Genomic DNA, 22,704 nt, shown 5'->3' on the forward strand with positions numbered 1-22,704 from the left:
ACCCGCCCATACTGCGGTGGCTATGTGTGCAGCGACCAGTCCATGGTCCATCGTCTGTCGGCTCTGATCTCCATCGCAGCCATGGGGATCAGCCTGCCTCTTGCCAGCCTGAGCGCCCCAGCGCAAGCAGCCCAAAACACCTGCCCAACCCCTGTGCTGGGGCGCTACGCCGTGATGGGGATGGGCGTGCAGAGCGGTAGTGGCCGCAACACACCCACGGCCCACGTGCTCGAGGAGCGCTGGCTTACCGGCGGCAAGCTGCAGGGCACGCTGGTGGAGCGGGTGGGCCGCAGCGAGCGCCAGGCCACCTACACCGGTGTGGCCCGCATGGGGCCGAGCTGCGTGCTGCAACTGGAGCGCAAGCTGCCCTGGGGGACTGAGCGCAGTGAGGCGGTGCTCGATGGCAAAGGCCGCCCGCTCTACAGCCTCAACCGCAACGCCGGCAGCGTGATCACCAGCCGCTGGCTACCGATGGCACCGGGCAGTTGCCAGGTTGCCGATCTCAATGGCCTGGTGCTGAGCAGCCAGGTGGGCCTCAGCTGGCGCAACGGCGGCTGGAGCCCCAACGCCGTGGTGCAACGAGAGCAGTGGAGCGATGGCCGCGTCAGCGGTGTAGCCCTCTCGAGCTACAGCGGCATGGGCGAAACAGCCGGCTACAGCGGCGAGCTCAAGCTGGATCCGAACAGCTGCTGGGGCACCCTGAATGAGCGTGATGCACTCGGTGTCAGCTATCGCTACCGCACCCTGTTGGTGAAGGGTCGCTCCGGTGCACGGGGCTACTACTACCTCCAGAGCGACCTTGACGATCTCACCGCCGGCTGGCTGGTGCGCGACTAGAGCACCCGGCCGATCAGGGCCGCCTGAGGGAAACCCGCGGCCCTGATCGCCTCCAGTGCCCCCTGGGCCGCCGCTGCAGGCAGGGCCGCCAACAGCGGACCGCAGGTCTGAGGGTCGATCCAGAGCTGCTGCTCGGCTCCACTGGCCGCGCGATGGAGCGTGATCGAGCCCGGGCCATCCAGCAAAGCCAGGGCACGGGCATTGGCCGGCGCCAGGCTGCTGCTCAGCCCCTGCTCCAGCAGCTCGAGGGCACCAGGGAGGGCTGGGATCGCATCGGGATCGAGGGCGACCCGCTGGCCGGGCCCGAGCATTTCACCCAGGTGCCCCAGCAGACCAAAACCCGTGATATCCGTGCAGGCCTGGCAGCCATGGGTCGCCAGTTGCTCCACCAGGGGGGCCTGGCTCTGCTGCATCACGGCCAAGGCCGCATCCAGCCAGCCTGGCTTGGCCGCACCAGCCATCGCCGCGGCAAACAGCACGCCCGTGCCAATCGGGCGGGTGAGCAGCAACACCTGGCCTGCCGCGAGCGGGCCCTTGGGCCAGAAACGCTGCGGCAGCACTGCTCCATTCACCGCGAGGCTCAGCCCGAGGCCAGCCCCATCACGGCCCTCCAGGGTGTGCCCCCCCAGCAGCGTTGCCCCCAGCGGATCGAGCACCGAACGCACGCCAGCCAGGCTGTGGAGCAGCCACTCCTCCTGCAAAGCGGGTGCGGCTTCCGGCAGGGTCACCACCGCCTGCAGGCTTCGCACCTGAGCGCCGCAGGCCCAGAGATCACTGCAGGCGTGGAGGGTGGTGAGGCGGGCATTGAGCCAGGGGTCGTCGAGGAGAGCGGGAAAGCCATCCACGCTCTGCAGCAGCAGCTCACCGCGATCGTTCACATCCAAGCGGGCAGCATCTTCCGCAGGAGGCGCATCGCCCGTGGGCGACAGGCGCCCCAGGGCCGCAGCCAAAGGAGCAGCCGCTAATTTGGCGGCGCATCCGCGGCAGGCCATGGGGGCTGCCCCAGCCGCCATCGCGGCTGCAGGCGCAAAACCCCGCATGAAGCGGCGATCAATCCAGTCTTTCCAGCGCCATAACGCCCGCGAAGGGCCCCAACACAACGGCCCGTACACCGCCAGCGCCCGCGGCGATGGCTGTCCGTGCATGCCCCCATCACCCAGCAGCTGCAGGGCCCAGCGCTGCGGCCGCCAGCGGCGCAGCGCCAAGGGCGGCTCTGCCTGCAGGCGCCTCAGGTTCTCCGCCAACAGCGGCGCCGCCCGCACCGCCCACACCCCCGCCGGGGGCCTCGGATCGGAGGCGATCAGCGCGCAATCACCGCTGGCAAACAGCCGCTCAAACCCCTGCACGATCAGGCTGGCATCGGTGAGCACCCGGCCGGTTCCCGGCTGCACGGGCAAACCACTGGCGGCGAGCCAAGCGGGCGCCCTGCTGCCCGTGCAGGCCAGATCGGCGGCGGCCTGATCCTCCACCCCGCGCTGCACGGGGATCCCGGCTTCAGCCAGCAACCGTTCAGCCGCCTGATGGGCCGCAGCACAACCCAACTGCAAGCGATCGCCACGCAACAGCAGCTCAGGCCGCAGACCGCGGCTCCGCAGCGCCAAAGCAACCTCCACAGCAGCAGCCCCACCGCCGCGGATCCGCACGTGTGAATCCGCGGCGGGATCGTTGAGCCGCCGCTCCAACCAAGCGAGGAAGGGCTCAAGCGGCTTCACCATTTGCAGCGCGCCGGTGTCCGCGGAGGCCCCAGCGGGCCAGAGGGTTTCACAGCCCACATTCAGGCTCAGGGTGTGAAACCGCAGCGGCGGGCGCCCCTGTAGCTGCAGCTCACGGCGAGCGAGGTCGACCCCGGTGATATCCGACTTTACAAAGCCCACAGCCGCACGCCGGCAGAGATCGCGCAGATCGATGGCGCAGGCCTCCCGCGGATACAGCCCGGCCAACAAGCCAGGCACCATGCCCGAATAGAGCGCTGTACTGGTGCGGTTCAGCAGCAACACCGCCAGATTTGCAGGGCGGCTGGCGGGCCGCATGATCCAGCGGCGCAGCAGCAGTGCGTGGGTGTGGCCGCCACCGGCCAACACCAACAGCCCCGCAGGATGCAAGGTCAGTCCACGTTCAGCTGACCGTCGTCATCCCAGCTGAGCAGCGACGGCAGACCATCACGGCCGTGGGATGAGCCCACCCGGGCCACGCGCGAACGGCCGTTCACCAGCGGGATCAACCGGCCGAGCTGCTCGGTGATGCGCTCGCTGGCGGGCGTTTCAGAACGTGGGGCCTGGTCGGTCATGCCATCACTTTAAAGAGATGCAGGCGCACGCTCCTGGGCCAGCCCAGAGCCGGTTTCCAGCTCCAGTCCAGCGCGGCTGATGTTCCAGCGATGGATGGCTGCGGCCTCGGCTGAACGGGCCGCCTGCAGATTGCGCTGCGCAATCAACAGCTCCGTGATCGGTGCCACACCGGCGCGGTAGCGGAGTAGGGCATCGCGCACCGCCTCAGCGCCCGCGGCAGCGGCAGCAGCAGAAGCCCTCATCTGGGGCCCGGAGGCTTGATGGGTGGCATAGAAGGTTTCCACCTGTTGGGTGATCGTTTGGCGAGCGAGCTCCAGGGCCACCTCACCCTGCTCGGCACGGCGGCGAGCGAGGGCCACCGATTCACGGGTGAGGCCGCCATCGAAGAGGGGCTGACGCAGCGAGATCACGGCACCCCAGTCATAAAAACTGCCGGAGGCACTGCCACTGCTGCTGAGGGTGGGTAGATCGGGGCCCTGGTTGCCATTCACGCCAACGCGGGGGGTGTTGTTGAGCACCGGCACGTTCAGCCAATCACCGTTGATGCCGCCGCCGAGCAACAACCCCACCTGGGGCAGGGCTCCAGCGCGGGCCACCTGCACCTGGGCCTGCTGAGCGCGGCGCTGCTGCTCCAGCGCTTCGAGGGCCGGGCGATCCTCCGCAAGAGCCTTCGCCAGGCTGGCGCTGAGGCTCAAAGTCCAGGCCGGCAGCGGCCGCAGCGGCTCAGCAACGCTGACGGCTTGCTCAGCCGGCAGGTTGAGGTTGCGGGCCAAGGCGCTCAGCGCCACCTCCCTTTGGCTTCGGGCTTCGGCCAGCCCTTGGCGGTCGGTCTCCACCAAGGCTTCGGCCTGCAGCGTGTCGATCCGAGCCGCCAGGCCCTCACGCCGAATCGCCCGCGCATCGCTGAGCAGCCGAGTGGACACCTCCAGCGCGCTCTCCCACACCGGAATCAGTGCTTCAGCGAGCTGGGCATTGAGGTAGGCGCTCTGAATAGCGAAGCGGGTGCGCCGTTGCTGCTCGCTCTGCTCCGCCTGGGCGGCTTGAACGCCAGCGCGAGCAGCCTGCTGCAACGGGCCACGGCCGAAATCGATCAGCGGCATCGTGAGGGCCAGGCCCACATTCACAAAGGTGTTCTGCACCACGGCGTAGCCATCGCCGCCGAGATCGAAGTTGAGGTCGCCGATGGCGGGCAGGTTGGAGATGAAGCCCACATCGGTGCCCACCTGGGCATAGGTGCCCAGACCCACCAAATCGAGCTTCGGCATGAAGCGCGCCCGCGCCAGCCCCTGCAAAGCCCGGCTTTCAGCCAAAGCCAGGCTGCTGTTGCGCATGGCGAGCGATCGCCCCATCCCCAAATCAATCGCTTGCTGGAGGCTCAAGCTGAGCGGGGGCTGTTCAGCGACGGGCTTTGGCCTGGCGTTGGCTGATGGCGGCTCCGGTTGAGCAGCCGTGTTGATGGATTGAGCAGCCACGGGTGCCGCGCTGTGCAACAGCAACGGCAAACAAAACAAGCTGCGGCGAAAACGGCGGCGCAAGCCTTTTGGCTGCAAACGCCAGGTACCGTAACCGCAGATTGCAGCACCTACGGCGGCGAGATGCGATGGCGGTGCTGAGCGAGCGCATCCCCCAGCTGATGCCTATGGCCGCCGTGAGTGCTGCCTGCGCAGCATGGGGGCTTGCACCATCGGTGCCGGTGAAGGTGGAGGGCAGTGCCGTGCTTCTCTCTCCCGAGAGCCGCGTTGGTGTCTACGCCCGATCGGCCGGTCAGGTGCAGGAGGTATTCCGCCGCATTGGCGATCCGGTGCAACAGGGGGAGCTCTTGATGAGCATCAATCGCATCGATCAACAAGCGGCAGGTGGTGGTGTGATTGGCCCCGCCAGCAATGCCCTGATCGATCAAATCAAAGCAGTCGATCAACAGAAGCAAACCATCGTTTCGCGGATCGGAACCCTCCGCACCGCCAACCAACCGGTTGGGTTGCAGCTTCAAGCCCTGGAGAACCTGCGCCGTGATGAGGTGATCCCTCGTTACAGCCCCCTCTGGGTGGGAGCGCAGGACCTCTACCTGCGCAACCAAAGCTCCATCAAAGAACTGCAGGCTCAACTGGCGCAGTTGGAGGCCACCCGCGCTGCCCTAGTGGCCCAGCGCCAGAGCCAATCGGTGTTCGCCCCGCGCAGCGGCATGTTGCTGGGCCTGAGCGTGGACCCTGGCCAGGCGGTGGTTCCAGGCCAAAGGCTCGCTTCCGTTGGCCTGGGCCCCGAGCCCAACACAGGCGATGGCGAGCGCACGGCGATCGCCTTGTTCAGCGATGCCGATGTGGCCCGCCTCAAACCCGGTATGGCCATCGAGCTGGATTTGCAACTGCAAACGCGGGATCGCTATGGCGGCAGCTCACAACGCTATGGCCTGGTGGAGGGCCGGATCGCAAGCATCGCCCCAGCCAGCGCCGATCTGGCCGAAGTGTCTCGCGCTGTGGGTGACGCCGATCTCGCCACGAGCCTGATCGCCCGCAGCCGTCAGGCGGCATTTGGCGAAGGAGGCGATCCTTTGGCCACCCTGCCCGATAAGGCCACCGCCCCGGTGCGCATCGTCACGGTGAGCCTCGAGCGGGCTGACACCCCTTCGGGCTTGCGCTGGAGCGGCGGTGGCAGCGGGCCCAACCTCAGCCTCGAGAATGGAACGCCCGCCAAAAGTGAAGTGGTTGTGGAACGGCGCAGCCCCGTGAGTTTCGTGCTGCCGTTCCTGCGTTGGCTGGGAGGCACGGAACGATGAACCACGCCCTGCAGCGCTGGCTCAAACCCTGGCGCCAACCTGCCCCCTGGCTGGCCTTGATCCTGCTGGCGATCACAGCCGCGAGCCAGCCCCCGCGGCTGTGGTTCTGGCTGGCATTGCTGTTGATCGTGGTGCTGGTGGGCTGGCTCCAAGCGCTCAAACGCCCCCCCGCCGATGGCGGCTGAAGCAGGCCGGCCCGGGCTGGGGCTAGACCTGCGGGCAGCCCTGGTGATCGGCCTCGCCACCGCCATCAGCGATGCCGCCTGCAAAGGCGTGGGCCTCAGCGGCGGTTCGGTGGCCTACGGGGCAGTGATTGCTGCCTTGGTGATCCGGCCCGACTTCAGCCGTTGGCCCCTGAAGATCTACCCGGTGCTGGTGATCCTCTTTGGCGTGTGTCTGGCCATCGGGGTGAGCCTTGGGCTCGGGCTCTCCAACGTGCCGGAGCTGTTCTCCTTCGGGCTGGTGGCGGCGCTGATGCAACTGATCACCTTGCTGCTGCCCAGCTCATTACGGATCCTGAGTGGCGTGGTTGCCGTTGCGGGAGTGTTGCCCCTGCTGGGCACCCCCAGCTGGGAAGGCTGGCGCGACCAGATGCTGGCCCTGGTGATCGGACTCACCATCGGCACGCTGGTGCAGCTGATCTTCACGCCCGAGTCAGCAGCAAGCCCGTCCGAAACTGAACCCAAGCACAGCAAAAACCCTGGCGCTACTCCGGGCGATCCCCCCTTGGCGGAGCGTGTGGCAGCAGGGCTGCGCACTCCGTTTTTCTGGCGCAAGCTTGTGTTCGCCAGCCTGGCCTACACGATTGGCGTCGGCCTGGGAGCCGTCACCCCGAAATACCTCTACTTCGGGGTGGTGTTATTGCTGAACGACAGCATCGGTGACACCCTGGCCCGCGTCCGCGATCGCATGGTGGGGGTGAGCCTCGGCATCCTGATGCCGTTGCTGGTGTTCAACACCATCGGGATGAGTGAGGTCGCAATCGGGTTGGTGATGGGCGGCACCGCTGCCCTGATGACAGCCCTGAACCGCCAAAGCCATTTGCGCACAGCCCTGATCTCGAGCGGTGTGGCCTTCGTTGGTTACGGGCCGCTGGTGGCCTGGTACATCCCCCACCGCTGGATCGACTACCTGATGGGCTGCGGACTGGCCCTGGCCGTTGGGCTGCTGCTCTTCCCCAATTCGGCCCTGCGCCGCTTCAATCAGCTCACCGCTGGCGCCAGGAATCCGAGTGTGGCGGGCGAGCTGAAGCAGTTGCTTCCAGCCGCCACGGAGGAGGCCCGCTGGCTGGGCCTACCCAAACCACAACTCCCCGCCTGGTCCAACCCATGACACCACGCCAGCGCACCCTGCTTCTCGGTGCCGTGGGGCTTCTCGTGCCCCTGAGTGGCCAGGCCAAGGCTGCAACAACGATGGCGGGCTGCACGAGTCCAGGTATTGCCATCCAACTGCTGATCTGCAGCGCCATGTTGGTGATCGCCTGTGTGGTGCAACTGGGGCTGACCACCCTGATTACGGAATGGACCCACCACCCGGGCTTGATGCACTGGTGCGCAGCCAAGGCCTATCACCGAGCCCTTGCGGTGTTGATCGGAGCCAAGCTGGTGGTGCTAACGCTCTTGGGTTACATCCTGATGTGGGCGCTGCTGTTTGCGGGTCTTGGTTTGCTGCCAGACCTGGAAACCAGTTTTTATTTCAGTGGCATCACCTTCACCACGGTTGGCTACGGCGATGAGATCTTGCCCACCTGCTGGCGCCTCCTCAGCGTGGGGCTGGCCGTGAACGGGGTGCTGATGGCTGGGTGGAGCACCGCGTTGCTGGTGTACATCGTGCAACGTTCCATGGAACTGCGGCTCCAGCAGCGCAACAGCCCCTAAGCGGTCTGCACGGTCCATCCCATCGGGTGGAGGCGTTGCAGATCCATCACCTGATTGCGGCCCTGATCCTTAGCGACATACAGCGCGGCATCCGCCGCCTGGAGCAATTCCGTCAAGTGTTGGCGGCCTTCACTGCCCTTCTCCACCATGCCGATGGAGAGGGTGAGTTGCGGCTCACTGCCGTCGGCCAACGTCCAGCGCTGGGAGGCCACCCGCTGGCGCAAGCGCTCCAACAAATCATGGGCTTGCGGCGCTGCCGCAGCCACCAGCAGAGCGAATTCATCACCTCCGAGGCGCCCCACCAAATCGCCCCGCCGAACAGCTCCGTTGAGAAAATCCGCCATGCGACGAATCACCTCATCACCAGCAGCATGGCCATAGGTGTCGTTGATTGTTTTGAAGTGATCAATGTCGATCAAGGCCACCACCATCGGCTGATCTAAGCCAGGCAGTTCCAACCGTTCATCAGCGGCTTCGAGAAAGGCTCCACGATTGAGCACACCGGAGAGGCTGTCGGTCTGGGCCAGGCTGATCAACTCCGGCAGCAGCTGGCGCCGCACCACAAGCACCAATGCACCTGTGGTGAGGAAGAGAGGCACCAAACCAAGCAGAAACACCAGCCCCGTGAGCTGCAGGGCCCGGCCCACCAGGGGCTGGAGGTCGAGATCGATCACCAACAGCCCTTGCTGGCCAAAGGCCGGCAACCCCTCAAGCGCCAGGGGGGTGGGCAACACACGCACCATGTGGTCGCCCCCAACCCAGGGGATGGGGCCATCGAGCAGCGACGAGGCACGGTCGGGTGCGCAAAAACCGGTCTGACTCTCCACAAAACAGGCTCTCAGATGAGCTCCCAGATCGCCCAAACCATCCGACAAACTGAGATCCTGCACGCGCTTCCCCACCAGAGCGTTGTCGCTGGCGGCCAGGATCAGGCCCCGTTGGTCAAGCAACAACGCCGAGCGCAATTCACGCGATGCCGCTGCCAGCTGCAGCTGCCGCTGCACCTCATACATCGGCTGAAAACTGGTGAGATTGCCCGCGAGATCACGCTCAAGCGTGCGGGCATGGTTCTCCAATTCCTGGAGTGTGGTTCGCAACACCAGGGCACCACTCACCGTGCCCAAGGCCGTGGATCCAAACGCTGCCGCCGCCAGGGCAATCCCCAGCAGACGCCGATTCACCCGTTGCCGAAGCGGCCCCTTCATCGCACCAACTCCGGAGCGATCTGGGGCAGTGGCACACCCTGCGGCAAGCGATTGGCCTGGCGCATCTGAGCCTGCAACTGCAACAAGGTGCGCTGCACCGGTCCAGAGGGGGCGAGCAGCTCAGCCTGTTGCGCTTGATCGGGGTAGCGGATCAAGCGCTGGGAGAGCAGAAATTGCTCGGATGTCACCCCCTGGCGCTGGGCCATTAAGGCCGTGGATTGCTGCGGCTCTTGCTGGGCCAACTGGCGAGACGCCCACCAGGAGCGCACCAGGGCCGCCACCAACGGCTGGTTCGAGCGCTGCAGCTCCGGGCTCACCGCCAACACATCCACCACCTCTCCGGGAATCTCGCTGGAGCTGAACAACACGCGCCAACGAGGATCAGCCAGCAGCGCATCGCTGTGGGGCACGTAGGTCACCACCGCCTCCAGCGCCCCACGCTTGAGCTGAGCGACCAAGGCTTTCGGGCTGTCGTAGCGGAGCTGAACATCCGCAAGCCCGAAGCCGTGGGGGCGCACAGCGCTCAGGAGCATGAATTCACCGAGCACGCTGCGCTCGAGCCCAACCCGTTTGCCTTTGAGATCGGCAGGTGAGCGCAGCGGGGCAGCAGCGATCAATTGATCGGCACCGTTGGAGTCGTCCAACACCAGCACAATCACCGGACAGCGGGCCGGCACCTCGCGGCAAATCGCGATCGCCTCGGGCAGGGTGGTGGCGATGGCATCGACATCACCACGGCTGAAGGCGCGGCGCTGATCCTGCAGGGAGCCGAACTGATCCACCTGCAGGCTGAAGCCTTGCTCACGATCCAAGCCTTTGCGGCTGGCGAGATAGAAGTATTCGTAGGCCGGCCAATCCACAATGGCCAGCCGCACCTGGCGCTCTCGCCACGGCGCCAAACACGACACCAAACCCAAAGCCAGGCCAGCCGAGCCCACAACCGCTGCGAGCAAGCCACGCCGCTTCATCGGGCGGCCTCCACAAAGCGGGGGGTCACTGTTGGCACCGGCGCCCCAGACCCCATGATCTTCAGGCGCTCCTGCACGGCCTGCACCGCTTTGAGATTGCGGGCCAACACACCACCGGGCTGCAACATCGGCCCTTGTTGATCCAGGCTGAAATACACCAACCCCTGCTCCGCCTGGCGGTATTCCTCGGGGCTGAGTTGCTCGCGCTGGGCTGCCAAGGCAAGGGCCTTAGCAGGGTTTTGGCGCGCCGCCTGGTGGGCTGCCGCCCAAGCCCGAATCAACCTGGTGATCGTGTCGCCATGGCGGGCCAGATACTGCGGATCCACCGCCAACACATCAAACACCTCACCGGGGATGGCGCGGCTATCGAAGAGCGGACGCGACACCCCATCACGGGCGGCGTAATCACTGAACGGCGGGAAGAACACCGCCGCCTTCACCTCACCCTTGCGCAAAGCATCAGGCATCTGCGCCAAGGGAATGTTCTGCAACCGCACATCGGAGAGCTCCAAGCCCACCTGGTCCAGGGCGCGACTCAGCACATAAGGGCCCAAGGTGGAGAAGGTCACCGCCACGGGTTCGCCCTTCAAGGCGGCGAGGTTGGGGATCGAGCGGGCCACAGCGATCTGATCGCCGCCCCTCGACTCATCGAGGATCAACACGACCACCGGGCAGCGGCGCGGTGCACGGCTGCACAAATCCACCGCCTCCACCGTGGTGAGCTGGGCCAAGGGCACATCACCGCGCAGGTAGGCATGCACGATCGTTTGCGGATCCGGGAACTGCAGAGGCTTCAGCTCAAGCCCCTCGCGCCGATCCAAGCCCAGCTTGTGGGCCAGATACATGTATTCGTACCCCGGCCAGTTCGACACCGGCACTTCAATGCTTGGGCGCTGGCCTTGGCACCCGGTCAAAACCCCAAGCGCTGCGGCAGCGCTGAACGCTGCCAGGGATCCACGGCAGATCCGGCGGTGAACGGAGCGCACTGGGGCAGGAATCATGTCCCAGGCTAGTCAGGGAAGGCGATCTGGCAACGCCGATGCCAGCACAGCGGGCCTTCCTAAGCTCCACTCACCTTGAGGTGATCTGTGCTCGATCCCGCCCTGGTTGAGCAGGCCAACCCACGGTTGTGTGGCGGGGTGAGTGAGCTCCTGGCGGAAGCGGAGCGCATGCAGCGCTGCGGCAGCTGGCGGATTCAGCACGGCAGCGGCGAAGTGCTCTGGTCACCTGAGACTTACCGCTTGTTGAACGTTGATCCCAACCTGCCGGCCAGCCTTGAACTGCTCCTGGAGCAAGTCCACCCCGAGGACCGTGACCTACTCGCCGCCAGTGTGCGGCAATCGTGGTTGAGCGGCAGGCCGTTCCGGCTGGAGCATCGGCTTGCACTCGCCAACGATCAAATCGTGCAGGTGTTGCATCGCGGTGAAACCATCTGCGACGACAACGGCAAAGCGCTGTACACCGTCAGCACGCTGCAACGCCTCTCGCAGCAACGCAATCTGCAACTGGAGCTGGAGCAGGCCACCCACACCGATGCGATCACCGGGCTTCCTAACCGCCTGGCATCCATCAGTTACTTGGAGCAGCGCATTCGCGAACTGCCCTACAACCGCCAGATCGCCATTCTCTGCCTCGATCTCGACAACTTCCAGGGCATCAATGACAGCTTTGGCGTTGAGATCGGCAATCGACTGCTGCACTGGACTGGCGAACACCTGCGCCAACAGCTGCAACCAAGCGACTGGTTGGCCCGCCTGGATAGCGACACGTTCCTGGTGGTGCGCAGCGACAACCTGGGCAACATTTCTCAGGCCATTGATCTGGCCCAGCAACTGCAGGAATCGCTGCGGCAGGTGGTGCCTCGGCTCGACACACCGCTACCGATCAAGCTCAGCGCCTGCGTGGGGGTGAGCATCGCGCCCGACCATGGCAGCGATGCCTCCAGCCTGTTGCAGTGGGCCAACACAGCCCTCACCGAATCCAAACGCCAGGGCAAGGGCGGATGCAAGGTGTACTCCACGGCCATCAGCCAGAAAATTCGCGAAACCCTCGACCTGGAGCAGCGCTTGGCGCGCGCCATGGATCGCCAGGAGTTGCTGCTGCACTATCAACCCCAATGGGACCGGCAGCAGCGTCTGATCGGTGCGGAAGCTCTCCTGCGCTGGCATACCCGTCGCGGCGAAACCATCCCGCCGAACCGCTTCATCCCCCTGGCCGAACAGAGCGGCTTGATCGCAAGCATTGGGCATTGGGTCTTGGAGCAGGCGGTTGCCCAACTGAGCCAATGGCAGCAGCAAGGACTCCACTTGGGGCGGCTGGCGATCAACGTGTCTGGCCATCAACTCGATCCCGATCAGCACCCCCTCGATCAGCGACTGCTCAGCCTTTGTGATCACTGGAAGGTGGAGCCCAATCAATTGGAGGTGGAAGTCACGGAAACGGCCTTGATCAGCAATCCCTCGGCCGCCGCCGCCACGCTCAAACAACTCGCAGCAGCAGGCGTCAGCCTGGCGATTGACGACTTCGGCACCGGTTTTTCATCCCTGGCGAGCTTGCAGCGTCTGCCGCTGCAACGGCTCAAGATTGACCGCTGCTTTGTGAGCGATCTACCGAACACCCCCTCCGATCGCAGCATCGTGAAAGCCACGATCCTGATGGCCCACGAGCTGGGGCTGAGTTGTCTGGCTGAAGGGGTGGAAACAGAGGAGCAACGGCAACAGTTACTGGACCTAGGCTGCGACAGTTTTCAGGGTTACCTCCTCGGCAAACCGATGCCCGCTGCACAGCTGCAGGAGCTGATGACCGCACAAACAGCAATGTCCTCAAATGGGAACTGACAACACGTCGCAGGCTGGTTAGGTTTCCCGTACCACCAGAGCTGAACCTGCACCGATGCTGCAGGCCCCGATCCCTCCGGACGACACCGCACGCCTTCAGGAGCTGCGTAGTTACGGCGTGCTCGACAGCCCGGATGAGCCGTCGTTCGATGACATCGGCGCCTTGGTGCGCGACATCGCCAACACGCCGATCGGGATCATCTCGCTGGTGGATGAGAACCGGCAATGGTTCAAAAGCTGCATCGGGCTCGATGCCAAAGAAACGCCGCGCAATATCTCCTTCTGCGGCCACACGATCCTGCAGCGCACGCCGCTGATCATCGAAGACGCCCTCGAGGATCCGCGCTTCTGCGACAACCCCCTGGTGCTGCAGGAGCCCCACATCCGCTTCTACGCCGGGTTTCCACTGATCTCCAGCAATGGCCTGGCCCTCGGCAGCCTCTGCGCGGTGGATCAGCAACCCCGCCACCTGGAGGCCCACCAGATCCAGGCCTTGGAACGCCTGGCACGGCTCGCGGTTCGCCAAATGGAGCTCAAACGGCAGAGCCGGCTGCTGGAGCAGGCTGCCCAGGCAGCGCCAGAAGCCCAAGAGGGCCTAGCGCCCACCAGCACACCACGCCTCAACCAACTGCTCACCAGCAAAGAGCAGTTGCTCAGCATGGTGGAGCTGATGCTCAGCCAGAGCAGCCAGGCCTTCTTCGGGGTGATGCGGCTGGAGTTCAAAGAGTTGCGCCGCATTGCCAATGCCCTCGGCGAAGCCACCGCCATGGTGCTCCGCCAAGAGCTGCAGGAGCGCCTCGCCGCACTGCTCCCGGATAACGCCAGCTGCTGCGAACTCAACGATCAAGAGTGGCTGGTGCTCACCCCCTTCACCGCCACCGATGAGCAACTCGGCGCGCTAGCCGCGGCGATCACCCAACAACTCCAACAACCCGTAGGCGTTGCGCAGCAGTTGCTGAGCTCACAAGTGGCTGTGGGAGCTGCGCTCTTCCAAGGCAACTACAGCAGCGCCAACGACCTGCTCAGTGATGCCGCCATTGCCCTGCGCAATGCGGCACGGCGCCCTGGCAGCCACTACAGCTGCATTGATCTGGCGAGCCGCATCCAGGCCCAACAAGACCTCCAACTCGAATCCGAACTGCGCCGTGGACTCAGCACCGGCCAGCTCGAGCCCCACTTCCAACCCCTCTTCGACCTCCAAACCAAACGTTTGATGGGCGTGGAAGCCCTGGCCCGCTGGCGCAGTGTGAATGGCGATCTGTTGATGCCCAGCCTGTTTCTGGCAGCCGCTGAGCGCGCCGAACTGTTGGGGGAGCTGGATCTGCAGATGATCCGCCAATCGATCGCGGCCAGTCATGCGATGGCGCGGGTGCATCCGCAGCAAGCGATGGTCCTGAGCCTCAACCTCTCAGGCGCCTTACTGGAGAGCCCCACGCTCCTCGATGAGCTGTTTGCCTTGATTGATGCGGAGCCACTCCCGCCGAACTGGCAACTGCAACTGGAGATGCTGGAGGTGAACCTGCAGCAACCGGAAGCCGACATTGCCCACACCCTCGATCAGCTCCACCAACGCGGCGTGCTGCTCGCCATCGACGACTTCGGCACCGGCTACTCCTCCCTCAGCCGCCTGAATCGCTTCCCCTTCCACAGCCTGAAGGTCGACATGAGCTTCGTGAAGCTCCTCGATGCCCCCGATCAACCCAGCAACCGCATCCTGGAGGTGATCCAGGCCATGGCCGAAGCGCTCGAGCTGCACACCACCGCAGAAGGCGTGGAGACAGAAGCCCAGCGCCAGTGGCTGCAGCGCCAGGGTTTCCACTGGGGCCAGGGCTACCTGCTGGCCAAGCCCATGCCCCTGCAGGAGACCCTCAACCTGCTGCTCACGCACCAGGGCGCAGCAGTGCCGCTCTGACCTGATCTGCGCTCCAGCCCGCCACCCGAATCCATTTGCTGCGGCCAGTGGCGCCGCGCACCAGCTCCACCGCCGCGGCAGACACCTTCAGCTGGCGGGCGATCAGCTTGAGCAGCGCCTCATTCGCCGCCCCATCCACTGGCGGCGCCTTCAGGGCAATGGCGATGGCCTCGCCGCGCAGACCCAGCACCCGCTCGCGGCTGGCCCGGGGCTGCACCCGGATTGCCACCAATTGCTCCGGGGCTGCAGGCTCCATCAACAACGAAACTAAGAGCACAGCAGCAGGGCTTCACTGCGATGGCCGGCACTTCGCCCCGACAGACCCTCACCTTCCGCAAGCCCGACGACTGGCACGTGCACCTGCGCGATGGGGCGTTGCTGCAGGCCGTGGTGGGCCACACCGCCGCCCAATTTGCCCGGGCGATCGTGATGCCCAACCTCAAACCGCCGATCACCACCACAGAGCAGGCCAGCGCTTACCGCGATCGAATCCTGACGGCCCTTGAGCGCAGCGCAGGCCCCGAGGCGGCGGCGGGGTTCACACCCTTGATGACGGCCTACCTCACGGAAACGATCGCGCCGGCGGAGCTGGAAACAGGCTTTGCGGCTGGGGTGTTCACCGCGGCGAAGCTCTACCCGGCTGGAGCCACCACCAACTCCGATGCCGGCGTGCGCGATCTCGCCCACATCACCCCGGTGCTCACCTGCATGGAGCGCATCGGCATGCCGCTGCTGATCCACGGGGAGGTGACCGATCCAGCGGTGGACATCTTTGATCGCGAAGCCGTGTTCATCGAGCGCCACCTCAAGCCCCTGCTGGAGCGGCACCCGGCTCTGAAGGTGGTGCTCGAACACATCACCACCGCTGACGCCGTGCAGTTTGTGGAAGCGGGCCCCAGCAATCTGGCGGCCACCATCACCCCCCACCACCTGCACATCAACCGCAATGCCCTGTTCCAGGGCGGATTGCGGCCGGATCTGTATTGCCTGCCGGTGGCCAAGCGCGAGCAGCACCGCCTGGCGCTGCGAGCGGCGGCCACCTCCGGCAACCCGAAGTTTTTCCTGGGCACCGATTCAGCCCCGCACCTGCGCCATGCCAAGGAGAGCAGCTGCGGCTGCGCCGGCATCTACAACGCGCCCTATGCCCTGGAGAGCTACGCCCAGGTGTTCAGCGACGAGAACGCCCTCGAGCAACTCGAGGCCTTCGCGAGCCTGAACGGACCCCGCTTCTACGGCCTACCGCTGAATGCCGGCAGCGTCACCCTGGAGCGGCGCGCCCCCGATCCGGATGAGCCTGGCCTGCCCGCGATTCTGGAACTGCCCAATGGCACCACGGAGCCCAGCCGGCTCGTGCCGTTCCATGCCGGAGAACAGCTGGACTGGCACATCGAAGACAACAACGCTTAGGCGCTTTACGTTCTCTTAATCATTTGGTGCCGAAAAGCACTTGATGCACCCTGCCGCACATCGTTAACTGGCGAGCAAGCTCAACGCTCGGGATGGCCCTGTTTTCCTGGATCACCAGCGTGGACAGCGACGCTCTCCTCGATGCTCTGGCTGAACCGCTGCAGCAGCTGGGATTGGTGATCGATCCGCACGTGAGCAGCGCCAGCCAGGTTTTGGCGGCGGATCGTCCCAACTGCGGACTCCCCATGTCCCAGCGGGTCACAGTGCTGGCCTCCTGGAATTGCAGCCGCTCCCGAGAAGCCCAACTCGAGGTGCGCAGCTCTGAGCCGCAACTGCGTGCCGGCACCCGCTGCCAGCAGATCGCTGAACAACTGCAACGGGCCAAGCCGGGTCAGGCGCAAATCGGAAGAGATTCCTAAATCGGTAGCCGCTGTTACCTAAACGGGCTGCATCGCTCCATAGGGTCCGGCCCAACGGATTTCAGGAGGCCGAGCTCCATGCAAACCCAGGTTCTGATGCAGGCCACCGATGGCAGCTGGAACACCAGCAAGACCTACCCCAATCCCCTCCTCGCCTACATCGCCGCCCGCAAACTGAGCCGGCAGCAACAGCGCACCTGCCGCACAGTGTGCTCCAGCGGTCAGGTGCTCGATGAGATTCATCCCCACTGATGCACCCTCACAGGCCTGAATCAACGCGGCAGGGTGGTCTCTGCAGCCGCGATCAGGCGGCGTAAAGAGCTCGCAACGTTTGGCAGACAACGGCGAACAACGCCCCTACGGTCCGGCTGGTTCAACCCTGCCAGCCCGAACGTTATGTCTCTCGTTCAAGCACCTGCCCTGGGCATTGAGCGTTTTGCCGCCGGACAACGCAAAGAGCACCGGCCTCATGCCTCCAACAATGATCTGAACGCGATCATCCGCGCGGTGTATCAGCAGGTGCTGGGCGGCCAATATCTGATGAGCAATGAGCGCCTGACCGGCGCTGAATCGCTGTTCCGCAATGGCTACCTGAATGTGCGCGAGCTGGTGCGCACCGTGGCCAAGAGCGCGCTGTATCGCTCGCGCTTCTTCGAGAACTGCAACCCCTATCGCTTCATTGAGCTCAACCACAAACACCTGCTGGGCCGCGCTCCTCAGAACAAGGAGGAGATGCTCCACCACTTCACGATCCTGCAGGAGCAGGGCTACGACGCCGAGATCGATTCCTATCTCGACAGCGCTGAGTACAACCGCAACTTCGGCAACGACACGGTTCCTCACCTCCACGGCTGGACCTACACCGCTGGCCATGAAGGTCGCCAATTCAGCTGGCTGATGCAGCTGGCCCGGGGTGCTGCCGCCTCAGCGAAAGGTGATGGCAGTGGCACCCAGTTCAAGCTCGGCCGTGCCCTCCACCAGAACCGGCCGGTGCCCGTGGCTGTGTCGGCCGCCAGCCGCTACGCCCACATCAGCACCGATGGCCCGTTCCGCGCCGCCACTTCGGACAGCAGCGAGCTGCCGGTGGCCGAGCTGAGCAACGCCCGCCGCATCGATGGCACCCCGGCCTACGGCTTCCGCAGCCAGGAACTGCTGGTGTCGAGCCCGAGCGCCGGTGCCGCCGGCGAAGGCAGCCGCGTGGTCACGATCACCGCCACGGGCATCGCCAACAATCGCTTCCTCCGCCATGGCGCTTACACCACCCGCGTGCCCTTCAGCCGCATGAATGAGGCGTTGCAGCGCGTGATCCGCCAGGGCGGCCGCGTGGTGAGCGTGGTGGTGAGCGGCGAAGGCGAACTCGCGCCGCTGCCGCTGGCCGCCGCCCAAGCGGAGGCAGCCCCTGCCAAGGGCAAAGGCCGCGCCAAGAAGGGCTGATCATCCCTCCCTGGTGGTTGCCAAATCCGGCCGCAGGGCAGATCCTGTCGCCGGATTGAGGCCCCAGTGATGCGCCAGCAACGCCGCCTTCCCAGGCGGGCGCATGGGCTGCTGGGCCTGATCACAGCTCTGGCTCTGGCCAGCCCGGCTCGCTGCGCTGAAGCCGAGCCGCTTGCGGAGCAGCCGCCTGAGCCGATCTCCCTAAGCGCTCCCTGGCCCAGCGTGCAGGAGCTGCTTCAGCTGCCCGACTGGATGCAGCTGGCGCTGAGCGTGACGGCCGAGCCGCTGTTCAATCCCCTGGGTGGGGAGCGCTCTGCGGGCAGTTGGATTCAACAGGGAACGCTCAACCTCGACATCAGTTCAGGCCTCAACAAAGCCAGCGCCAACTGGCATGAACTGGACCACTGGCAGCTGAGCGTCACCGTGAATCACGACGCCGGAGACGCCTACTACAACACCGCCATTGGGGCGCTGTTTCCGCTGCAGCAGGTGGCCTACCCGGCTGGCTTCTACCTCTCGGAAATCGCGATCCAAAGGCAGCACGGCGATGGCTGGCTGAACGTGAAAGCCGGCATCCTGCCGATCAATCCGGATTTCGTGGAAGTGCCGGTGCTCGGCAACTACGTGCACTCAGCATTCAACAACACGCTCAACATCACCGTGGCGGGCCTGCCGATCAATCCCTACACCGCCTTCGGCGGTGTAGTGACGGCCCATGCCAGCCCCGAGCTGAGCCTGCGCTATGGCCTGTTCGATCTCAGCAGCACCGACACCCTCTCCCGCTGGCTCGGCCTCTCCGATGGCGGTATCGGGCCCAACAGCGGTGTCGCGCAGTTTCTGCAGGTCGATCTCATGCCCAGCGCGATGAACGCCCAGCCCGTGCCGGCCTGCCGCACGGAGCGGGGAATCGTGCGCTGGAGCCAGCGGCGCGGCGTTTGCCCGGCCCCGGTGAGCGTGGAGAACCAGCTGCCGGACGGCCTGCTCAGCCTCGGTGGATTTCTCACCAGCGAGAACGGCAACGGCGTTTACGGCAGCCTCACGCTGCCCAGCGGGCTACCGCTGGGGCTCGCAGACCGCCTCTGGCTCGGCGCCTCCTATGCGCCGGATGCCTCTCAGGTGATCGCCCCCACCTTTGTAGGGGGCGGCCTGGTGGTGCAGGGTCCCCTACCTGGTCGCCCTCTGGATGTGGCCCTGCTGGGCCTTGGCCGAGGCGGGCTGAGCAACCAACTGAGCAGCAGCGCCTACGAAGGCATGCTCGAGCTGGGCTACCGCATTCAGATCAACCAAAGCCTCAATCTGCAGCCCACGCTGCAGTGGATCTTCAACCCCAGCGGCACACTGCAACCCGTGCCGGGGATCCTGGCGGCCGGGGTGCAGATTCAGCTGAACTTCTAACTGTTGAGCCGCCCGGAGGCCATGGCCTGCAGCAGGCGACCGTGATCGTGTTCCACCTGATCGGCGTAGGCGATGGCATCCACACTGAGGGCGCGATCGGTCGCCTTTTGCCCCTCCAGCGCCGCGGCCAGGGTGAAGCGATCGCCGGAGCGGGCATGGGCCCGCGCCAGCACCGAAGCGCAAAGACGGCCATAGGCCTTCAGGGCATCGGGTTTCATCGCCTCCACCGCCAGCGAAGCTTTCCAATCCCGCAGCTGGCGCCAGTACATGTTGTGGTGGCCAGGAGTGGTGGTCCAGCCCAGGAAGGGATCACTCACGCACTGGAGCAGGCGCTGACCCTGCACCACCCGTTGGCCCTGGTGAACGTCGGCACTGGCCTGCCGTTGTCCAAGGGGCTCTGCCAGGGCCGAGGCCAGCGCCTGCTTGCTCTGCAGCAACAGCAGGTCATCGGGATGGGGGCCCTGCAACAGGGCGATGCTGCAACGGGTGCCCACCGATCCCACGCCCACCGCCTTGTAGGCGGTGTCGAGAATGCGGAAGCCGCTGATCAGGTGACGCCGGTGCGCCTGAATCGTGCTCAGATACCCCTCCAGCAACACAGCCAGGGCGTGGTCGTGATCAGGCTGGGCGAAGAAGCTTGGATCCATCTGCCGGTGGCGCCAGAGCAGGGGCGGCTCGTGGCGCAGCTGCCAGCCGCCATCGGCCCGGCATTCGCCGTAGCGCGCCACCGCCTGGCTGCCGCTGCGGCGACGCGCCGAGGCGGCCGCCGCGCGCAGGTGCTGGCGAAAGGGGCCGCTGCGCTGCTCCTCCACAAACTGCTCCACGTGCAGCAGGGTGCTCCACAGCTCAAGCGTGGGCATGGCCGCATACCCCGCAATCGCCTTGCGATAGCTCGAAGCCACCTTGCGAACCAGCCAGCCCTGCTCATCGCGATCCAGCCCCAACGGCCGGGCCACTAACACCAGGCTCACCAGCAGGCGCTTGAGATCCCATTCCCACGGGCCCGGGAACGTCTCATCGAAGTCGTTGATGTCGAACACCAACGTGCGCTCCGGTGAGGCGTAGAACCCGAAATTGAGCAGATGGGCATCGCCGCAGAGCTGCACGGTCAGCCCACTGTTGGGCATCGAGCCCAAGTCACGGGCCATCACGGCTGCCGTGCCGCGGAACCAGGCGAACGGGCTCTTGGCCATGCGCCGGTGTCGCTCGGCAATCAACCAGGGCAGACGGTTGGCATTTTGCTGCTCGAGCAGATCGATCGGATCCGGCCGCTCGGCACAGGCCTGCCAGGTTTCAAGACAGGCCTCCACGCTTGCCATCTGCTGCGCCACACGGCTCCCTGTTCACCGAATAGCAGGCAGATTGAGGCGGTGGTGAATCCGCACTGACTTCTTCATGGCCCTGTCATTCCAGGAGCTTCAGGCGCAGCTCCAACCCGACTGGGGCTGTGAGCACAACGGCGACGGCAGCCAGTTCGATGTGCTGGTGGTGCCATCGCTCTCGATGGAGCAGGCCCTGATGGCCCTGGTGACCGGAGCGCATCACTACGAGGAACGGCAACTGTTCTCGCTGATGCGCCTGCGCGATCCCGGTGTGCGCGCCATCTACGTGACCAGCAAGCTGCTGCCGGAATTGGTGGTGGATGCGGTGCTCGAGCTGATGCCGGGCGTGCCCACCTCCCACGCCCGCCGGCGCCTGCACCTGTTCGACACCGACGACGCCTCCAACCGCCCCCTCACCGCCAAACTGCTGGAGCGCCCCGCCCTGCTCGGCCGCATCCGCGATTTGTTGCGTCCCGGCCGCAGCTTCATCAGCTGTTTTGTGGTCACTGAACTGGAGAAACGGCTCTCCGAGGTGTTGCAGGTGCCGCTGCTCGGCACCGATCCCGCCCTGGGCTACTGGGGCAGCAAAGCCGGCAGCCGCGCCCTGTTTTCGCGCTGCGGCGTGCCCCATCCCCCCGGCAGCGACCTCGCCTTCAACCTCTCCGACCTGGCGGAAGCCACCGCCGAGCTGTGGGAAGCACATCCCGAGCTGCGCCGCTGTGTGGTGAAGCTGAATGAGGGCATCAGCGGCGAAGGCAATGCCTGCCTGGAGCTGGCGCCGTTGCAGTTGGCGGAGCTGAACAGTCGCGAGCGTCGCCTGCGGATCCTGGCGGCCTTGGATCAGTTGCCAATGCCAGCGGCGCTCTGGCAGGAGCTGCTGACCCACCAAGGGGCGCTGGTGGAGGCCTGGTTGGAGGGCGGCGACTCGCTGAGTTCCCCCAGCGTGCAGGGCACCATCCACCCCGGTGGCCGGGTGGAGCTGCTCTCCACCCATGAGCAGATCCTGGGGGGTACTGGCGGGCAGACCTATCTCGGCTGCCGCTTCCCTGCCGAGGAGCCTTACCGGCTGGAGCTCATGCGCCACGGCCAGGCCGTAGGGGAGGCGCTCGCCGCGGAAGGGGCGTTGGAGCGCTACGCCGTGGATTTCATCGCCCGCCGCATCAACGGCAACTGGGACCTGCAGGCGATCGAGGTGAACCTGCGCCAGGGGGGCACCACCCACCCCACCATGGCCCTGCGGGCGATCACCACCGGGCGGCTGGATCCAGCCACGGGCCTGTTCATGGCACCCACCGGCCAGGCGGTGTACTACACCGCCACCGACAACCTCACCGCTCCGCAACTGCGGGGGTTATTGCCCGCTGATCTGATCGACATCGTGGCTGAGGCCGATCTGCACTACGACCCGGCTCGGCTGCGGGGCAGCGTGTTTCATCTATTGGGCTGCCTGTCGGAATACGGCAAGCTCGGGATGACTTGCATCGGCAGAAGCGCCGAGGAAGCCGAAGCGGTGTATCGCGCCACCGCCGATGGCCTGATCGCCCGGGCCAGCCAGCTGCAGGCTCAGCTCTGAGCCGGAATCACCAACACCGGCAGCCGCGCCTTGGTGAGCACCCGCTGGGTTTCACTGCCGATCAACAAGCCGGCCAAACCGCGGCGGCCATGGGAAGCCATGGCGATCAGGTCGCAGCCCAACCGTTCAGCGGCCTCGAGGATCGCCTCATGCACCAGCGGGCTCACGCAGGTGTCGCTGCTGGCCTCCACCCCTTCGGCCCGGGCCTGCTCGAGCGCCTTGTCCAAAATCGTGGCGGCGAAGCGGGCATTGGCTTGGCTGAACTGCTCACTGAGGGCTGGATCGAGCACCAAACCCTCGCCGTAGATCGCCACATCCGGCCGGCCGTAGTAGCTCGGCTGCACATGGAAGAAACTCACCCGCGCGCCGCTCTGCTTCGCCAACGCCAATGCCGCACGCACCGCTGTATCGGAGAGATCGGAGCCGTCGATCGGCACCAGGAGATGACGAACCATGG

22 protein-coding genes are annotated in these 22,704 nt (G+C 65.5%); 13 read left to right on the forward strand and 9 right to left on the reverse strand.

Annotated elements, in window-relative coordinates; all coding sequences use genetic code 11:
* The first annotated feature begins 42 nt into the window (after positions 1 to 42).
* Positions 43 to 837, forward strand: coding sequence for a hypothetical protein (locus H9532_RS09665; RefSeq protein WP_296367826.1), 795 nt, complete (start codon positions 43 to 45; stop codon positions 835 to 837).
* On the opposite strand, the gene selD is transcribed toward H9532_RS09665, so the two are convergent.
* From selD to H9532_RS09680, 3 genes are read right to left on the reverse strand one after another with little or no spacing between them, the layout of a single operon-like run.
* Positions 834 to 2,939, reverse strand: coding sequence for a selenide, water dikinase SelD (gene selD, locus H9532_RS09670; protein ID WP_296367827.1), 2,106 nt, complete (start codon positions 2,937 to 2,939; stop codon positions 834 to 836). The two genes, H9532_RS09665 and selD, sit on opposite strands and share 4 nt — an antisense overlap.
* A gap of 2 nt (positions 2,940 to 2,941) precedes the next feature.
* Entirely contained in the window at positions 2,942 to 3,124 is a 183-nt protein-coding gene (locus tag H9532_RS09675) for a hypothetical protein (protein ID WP_296367828.1), read from the reverse strand.
* A 9-nt stretch (positions 3,125 to 3,133) separates the two neighbouring features.
* Complete coding sequence (locus H9532_RS09680; protein ID WP_296367829.1) at positions 3,134 to 4,597, reverse strand: TolC family protein; 1,464 nt, start codon at positions 4,595 to 4,597, stop codon at positions 3,134 to 3,136.
* Positions 4,598 to 4,725: 128 nt separating this feature from the next.
* On the opposite strand from H9532_RS09680, the gene H9532_RS09685 reads away from it, so the two are divergent.
* From H9532_RS09685 to H9532_RS09700, 4 genes are read left to right on the forward strand one after another with little or no spacing between them, the layout of a single operon-like run.
* Positions 4,726 to 5,898: a hypothetical protein gene (locus H9532_RS09685; protein ID WP_296367830.1), complete on the forward strand. Its 1,173-nt coding sequence runs from the start codon at positions 4,726 to 4,728 to the stop codon at positions 5,896 to 5,898.
* Positions 5,895 to 6,083, forward strand: coding sequence for a hypothetical protein (locus H9532_RS09690; RefSeq protein WP_296367832.1), 189 nt, complete (start codon positions 5,895 to 5,897; stop codon positions 6,081 to 6,083). The genes H9532_RS09685 and H9532_RS09690 overlap by 4 nt, the downstream gene beginning before the upstream one ends.
* The gene (locus H9532_RS09695) at positions 6,073 to 7,230 is read left to right on the forward strand and encodes an FUSC family protein (protein ID WP_296367834.1); all 1,158 of its coding nucleotides are present in this window, start codon (positions 6,073 to 6,075) and stop codon (positions 7,228 to 7,230) included. Before H9532_RS09690 ends, H9532_RS09695 begins: the two co-directional genes overlap by 11 nt.
* On the forward strand, positions 7,227 to 7,775 hold the full coding sequence (locus H9532_RS09700) for a potassium channel family protein (RefSeq protein WP_296367835.1): 549 nt from the start codon (positions 7,227 to 7,229) through the stop codon (positions 7,773 to 7,775). The genes H9532_RS09695 and H9532_RS09700 overlap by 4 nt, the downstream gene beginning before the upstream one ends.
* Here the strand turns inward: H9532_RS09700 and H9532_RS09705 are convergent.
* The 3 genes from H9532_RS09705 to H9532_RS09715 are packed head-to-tail and all read right to left on the reverse strand — an operon-like array spanning position 7,772 to position 10,820.
* Positions 7,772 to 8,980, reverse strand: a complete 1,209-nt coding sequence (locus H9532_RS09705; RefSeq protein ID WP_296367837.1) for a GGDEF domain-containing protein — start codon at positions 8,978 to 8,980, stop codon at positions 7,772 to 7,774. The genes H9532_RS09700 and H9532_RS09705 overlap by 4 nt on opposite strands.
* Complete coding sequence (locus H9532_RS09710; RefSeq protein WP_296367840.1) at positions 8,977 to 9,948, reverse strand: ABC transporter substrate-binding protein; 972 nt, start codon at positions 9,946 to 9,948, stop codon at positions 8,977 to 8,979. The genes H9532_RS09705 and H9532_RS09710 overlap by 4 nt, the downstream gene beginning before the upstream one ends.
* A complete protein-coding gene (locus tag H9532_RS09715; RefSeq protein WP_296367841.1) occupies positions 9,945 to 10,820 on the reverse strand; it encodes an ABC transporter substrate-binding protein in 876 nt (291 codons plus the stop codon). The genes H9532_RS09710 and H9532_RS09715 overlap by 4 nt, the downstream gene beginning before the upstream one ends.
* A 216-nt stretch (positions 10,821 to 11,036) precedes the next feature.
* Between H9532_RS09715 and H9532_RS09720 the strand changes: the two genes are divergently transcribed.
* Together H9532_RS09720 and H9532_RS09725 are read left to right on the forward strand one after the other, a co-directional pair.
* Complete coding sequence (locus tag H9532_RS09720) at positions 11,037 to 12,785, forward strand: GGDEF and EAL domain-containing protein (protein WP_296367843.1); 1,749 nt, start codon at positions 11,037 to 11,039, stop codon at positions 12,783 to 12,785.
* Positions 12,786 to 12,840: 55 nt separating this feature from the next.
* Entirely contained in the window at positions 12,841 to 14,697 is a 1,857-nt protein-coding gene (locus H9532_RS09725) for a sensor domain-containing phosphodiesterase (RefSeq protein WP_296367844.1), read from the forward strand.
* Here H9532_RS09725 and H9532_RS09730 read toward each other — a convergent pair.
* Positions 14,666 to 14,953 (reverse strand): DUF167 domain-containing protein, encoded by a 288-nt coding sequence (locus H9532_RS09730; protein WP_296367847.1) that lies wholly within the window; start codon positions 14,951 to 14,953, stop codon positions 14,666 to 14,668. The two genes, H9532_RS09725 and H9532_RS09730, sit on opposite strands and share 32 nt — an antisense overlap.
* A gap of 41 nt (positions 14,954 to 14,994) precedes the next feature.
* Between H9532_RS09730 and pyrC the strand changes: the two genes are divergently transcribed.
* The 5 genes from pyrC to H9532_RS09755 all read left to right on the forward strand — a co-directional run bounded on the left by pyrC (position 14,995) and on the right by H9532_RS09755 (position 19,352).
* Positions 14,995 to 16,104, forward strand: a complete 1,110-nt coding sequence (gene pyrC / locus H9532_RS09735) for a dihydroorotase (RefSeq protein ID WP_296367849.1) — start codon at positions 14,995 to 14,997, stop codon at positions 16,102 to 16,104.
* A gap of 92 nt (positions 16,105 to 16,196) precedes the next feature.
* Complete coding sequence (locus H9532_RS09740) at positions 16,197 to 16,523, forward strand: hypothetical protein (RefSeq protein WP_296367851.1); 327 nt, start codon at positions 16,197 to 16,199, stop codon at positions 16,521 to 16,523.
* A 78-nt stretch (positions 16,524 to 16,601) separates the two neighbouring features.
* On the forward strand, positions 16,602 to 16,775 hold the full coding sequence (locus H9532_RS09745) for a hypothetical protein (protein WP_296367854.1): 174 nt from the start codon (positions 16,602 to 16,604) through the stop codon (positions 16,773 to 16,775).
* 144 nt (positions 16,776 to 16,919) lie between these two features.
* Complete coding sequence (locus tag H9532_RS09750) at positions 16,920 to 17,957, forward strand: phycobilisome rod-core linker polypeptide (protein ID WP_296367857.1); 1,038 nt, start codon at positions 16,920 to 16,922, stop codon at positions 17,955 to 17,957.
* A gap of 69 nt (positions 17,958 to 18,026) precedes the next feature.
* Complete coding sequence (locus H9532_RS09755; protein ID WP_296367860.1) at positions 18,027 to 19,352, forward strand: carbohydrate porin; 1,326 nt, start codon at positions 18,027 to 18,029, stop codon at positions 19,350 to 19,352.
* On the opposite strand, the gene H9532_RS09760 is transcribed toward H9532_RS09755, so the two are convergent.
* Positions 19,349 to 20,671, reverse strand: coding sequence for a DUF2252 domain-containing protein (locus H9532_RS09760; RefSeq protein WP_296367863.1), 1,323 nt, complete (start codon positions 20,669 to 20,671; stop codon positions 19,349 to 19,351). The genes H9532_RS09755 and H9532_RS09760 overlap by 4 nt on opposite strands.
* A 76-nt stretch (positions 20,672 to 20,747) precedes the next feature.
* Between H9532_RS09760 and H9532_RS09765 the strand changes: the two genes are divergently transcribed.
* Positions 20,748 to 22,247, forward strand: coding sequence for a peptide ligase PGM1-related protein (locus tag H9532_RS09765; protein WP_296367866.1), 1,500 nt, complete (start codon positions 20,748 to 20,750; stop codon positions 22,245 to 22,247).
* On the opposite strand, the gene H9532_RS09770 is transcribed toward H9532_RS09765, so the two are convergent.
* Complete coding sequence (locus H9532_RS09770) at positions 22,238 to 22,702, reverse strand: universal stress protein (protein ID WP_296367869.1); 465 nt, start codon at positions 22,700 to 22,702, stop codon at positions 22,238 to 22,240. The two genes, H9532_RS09765 and H9532_RS09770, sit on opposite strands and share 10 nt — an antisense overlap.
* Between the last annotated feature and the right edge of the window lie 2 nt (positions 22,703 to 22,704).

The sequence above is a fragment of the Vulcanococcus sp. Clear-D1 genome, from assembly GCF_014654725.1.
Lineage (GTDB): Bacteria > Cyanobacteriota > Cyanobacteriia > PCC-6307 > Cyanobiaceae > Vulcanococcus.

Bases quoted from the DNA above. Each gene is read 5' to 3' on its own strand.
- H9532_RS09665 (WP_296367826.1), top strand. From the start codon at position 43: ATGGTCCATCGTCTGTCGGCTCTGATCTCCATCGCAGCCATGGGGATC.
- H9532_RS09675 (WP_296367828.1), bottom strand. From the start codon at position 3,124: ATGACCGACCAGGCCCCACGTTCTGAAACGCCCGCCAGCGAGCGCATC.
- H9532_RS09685 (WP_296367830.1), top strand. From the start codon at position 4,726: ATGGCGGTGCTGAGCGAGCGCATCCCCCAGCTGATGCCTATGGCCGCC.
- H9532_RS09690 (WP_296367832.1), top strand. From the start codon at position 5,895: ATGAACCACGCCCTGCAGCGCTGGCTCAAACCCTGGCGCCAACCTGCC.
- H9532_RS09695 (WP_296367834.1), top strand. From the start codon at position 6,073: ATGGCGGCTGAAGCAGGCCGGCCCGGGCTGGGGCTAGACCTGCGGGCA.
- H9532_RS09700 (WP_296367835.1), top strand. From the start codon at position 7,227: ATGACACCACGCCAGCGCACCCTGCTTCTCGGTGCCGTGGGGCTTCTC.
- H9532_RS09705 (WP_296367837.1), bottom strand. From the start codon at position 8,980: ATGAAGGGGCCGCTTCGGCAACGGGTGAATCGGCGTCTGCTGGGGATT.
- H9532_RS09710 (WP_296367840.1), bottom strand. From the start codon at position 9,948: ATGAAGCGGCGTGGCTTGCTCGCAGCGGTTGTGGGCTCGGCTGGCCTG.
- H9532_RS09725 (WP_296367844.1), top strand. From the start codon at position 12,841: ATGCTGCAGGCCCCGATCCCTCCGGACGACACCGCACGCCTTCAGGAG.
- H9532_RS09730 (WP_296367847.1), bottom strand. From the start codon at position 14,953: ATGGAGCCTGCAGCCCCGGAGCAATTGGTGGCAATCCGGGTGCAGCCC.
- pyrC (WP_296367849.1), top strand. From the start codon at position 14,995: ATGGCCGGCACTTCGCCCCGACAGACCCTCACCTTCCGCAAGCCCGAC.
- H9532_RS09740 (WP_296367851.1), top strand. From the start codon at position 16,197: ATGGCCCTGTTTTCCTGGATCACCAGCGTGGACAGCGACGCTCTCCTC.
- H9532_RS09745 (WP_296367854.1), top strand. From the start codon at position 16,602: ATGCAAACCCAGGTTCTGATGCAGGCCACCGATGGCAGCTGGAACACC.
- H9532_RS09750 (WP_296367857.1), top strand. From the start codon at position 16,920: ATGTCTCTCGTTCAAGCACCTGCCCTGGGCATTGAGCGTTTTGCCGCC.
- H9532_RS09755 (WP_296367860.1), top strand. From the start codon at position 18,027: ATGCGCCAGCAACGCCGCCTTCCCAGGCGGGCGCATGGGCTGCTGGGC.
- H9532_RS09760 (WP_296367863.1), bottom strand. From the start codon at position 20,671: ATGGCAAGCGTGGAGGCCTGTCTTGAAACCTGGCAGGCCTGTGCCGAG.
- H9532_RS09765 (WP_296367866.1), top strand. From the start codon at position 20,748: ATGGCCCTGTCATTCCAGGAGCTTCAGGCGCAGCTCCAACCCGACTGG.
- H9532_RS09770 (WP_296367869.1), bottom strand. From the start codon at position 22,702: ATGGTTCGTCATCTCCTGGTGCCGATCGACGGCTCCGATCTCTCCGAT.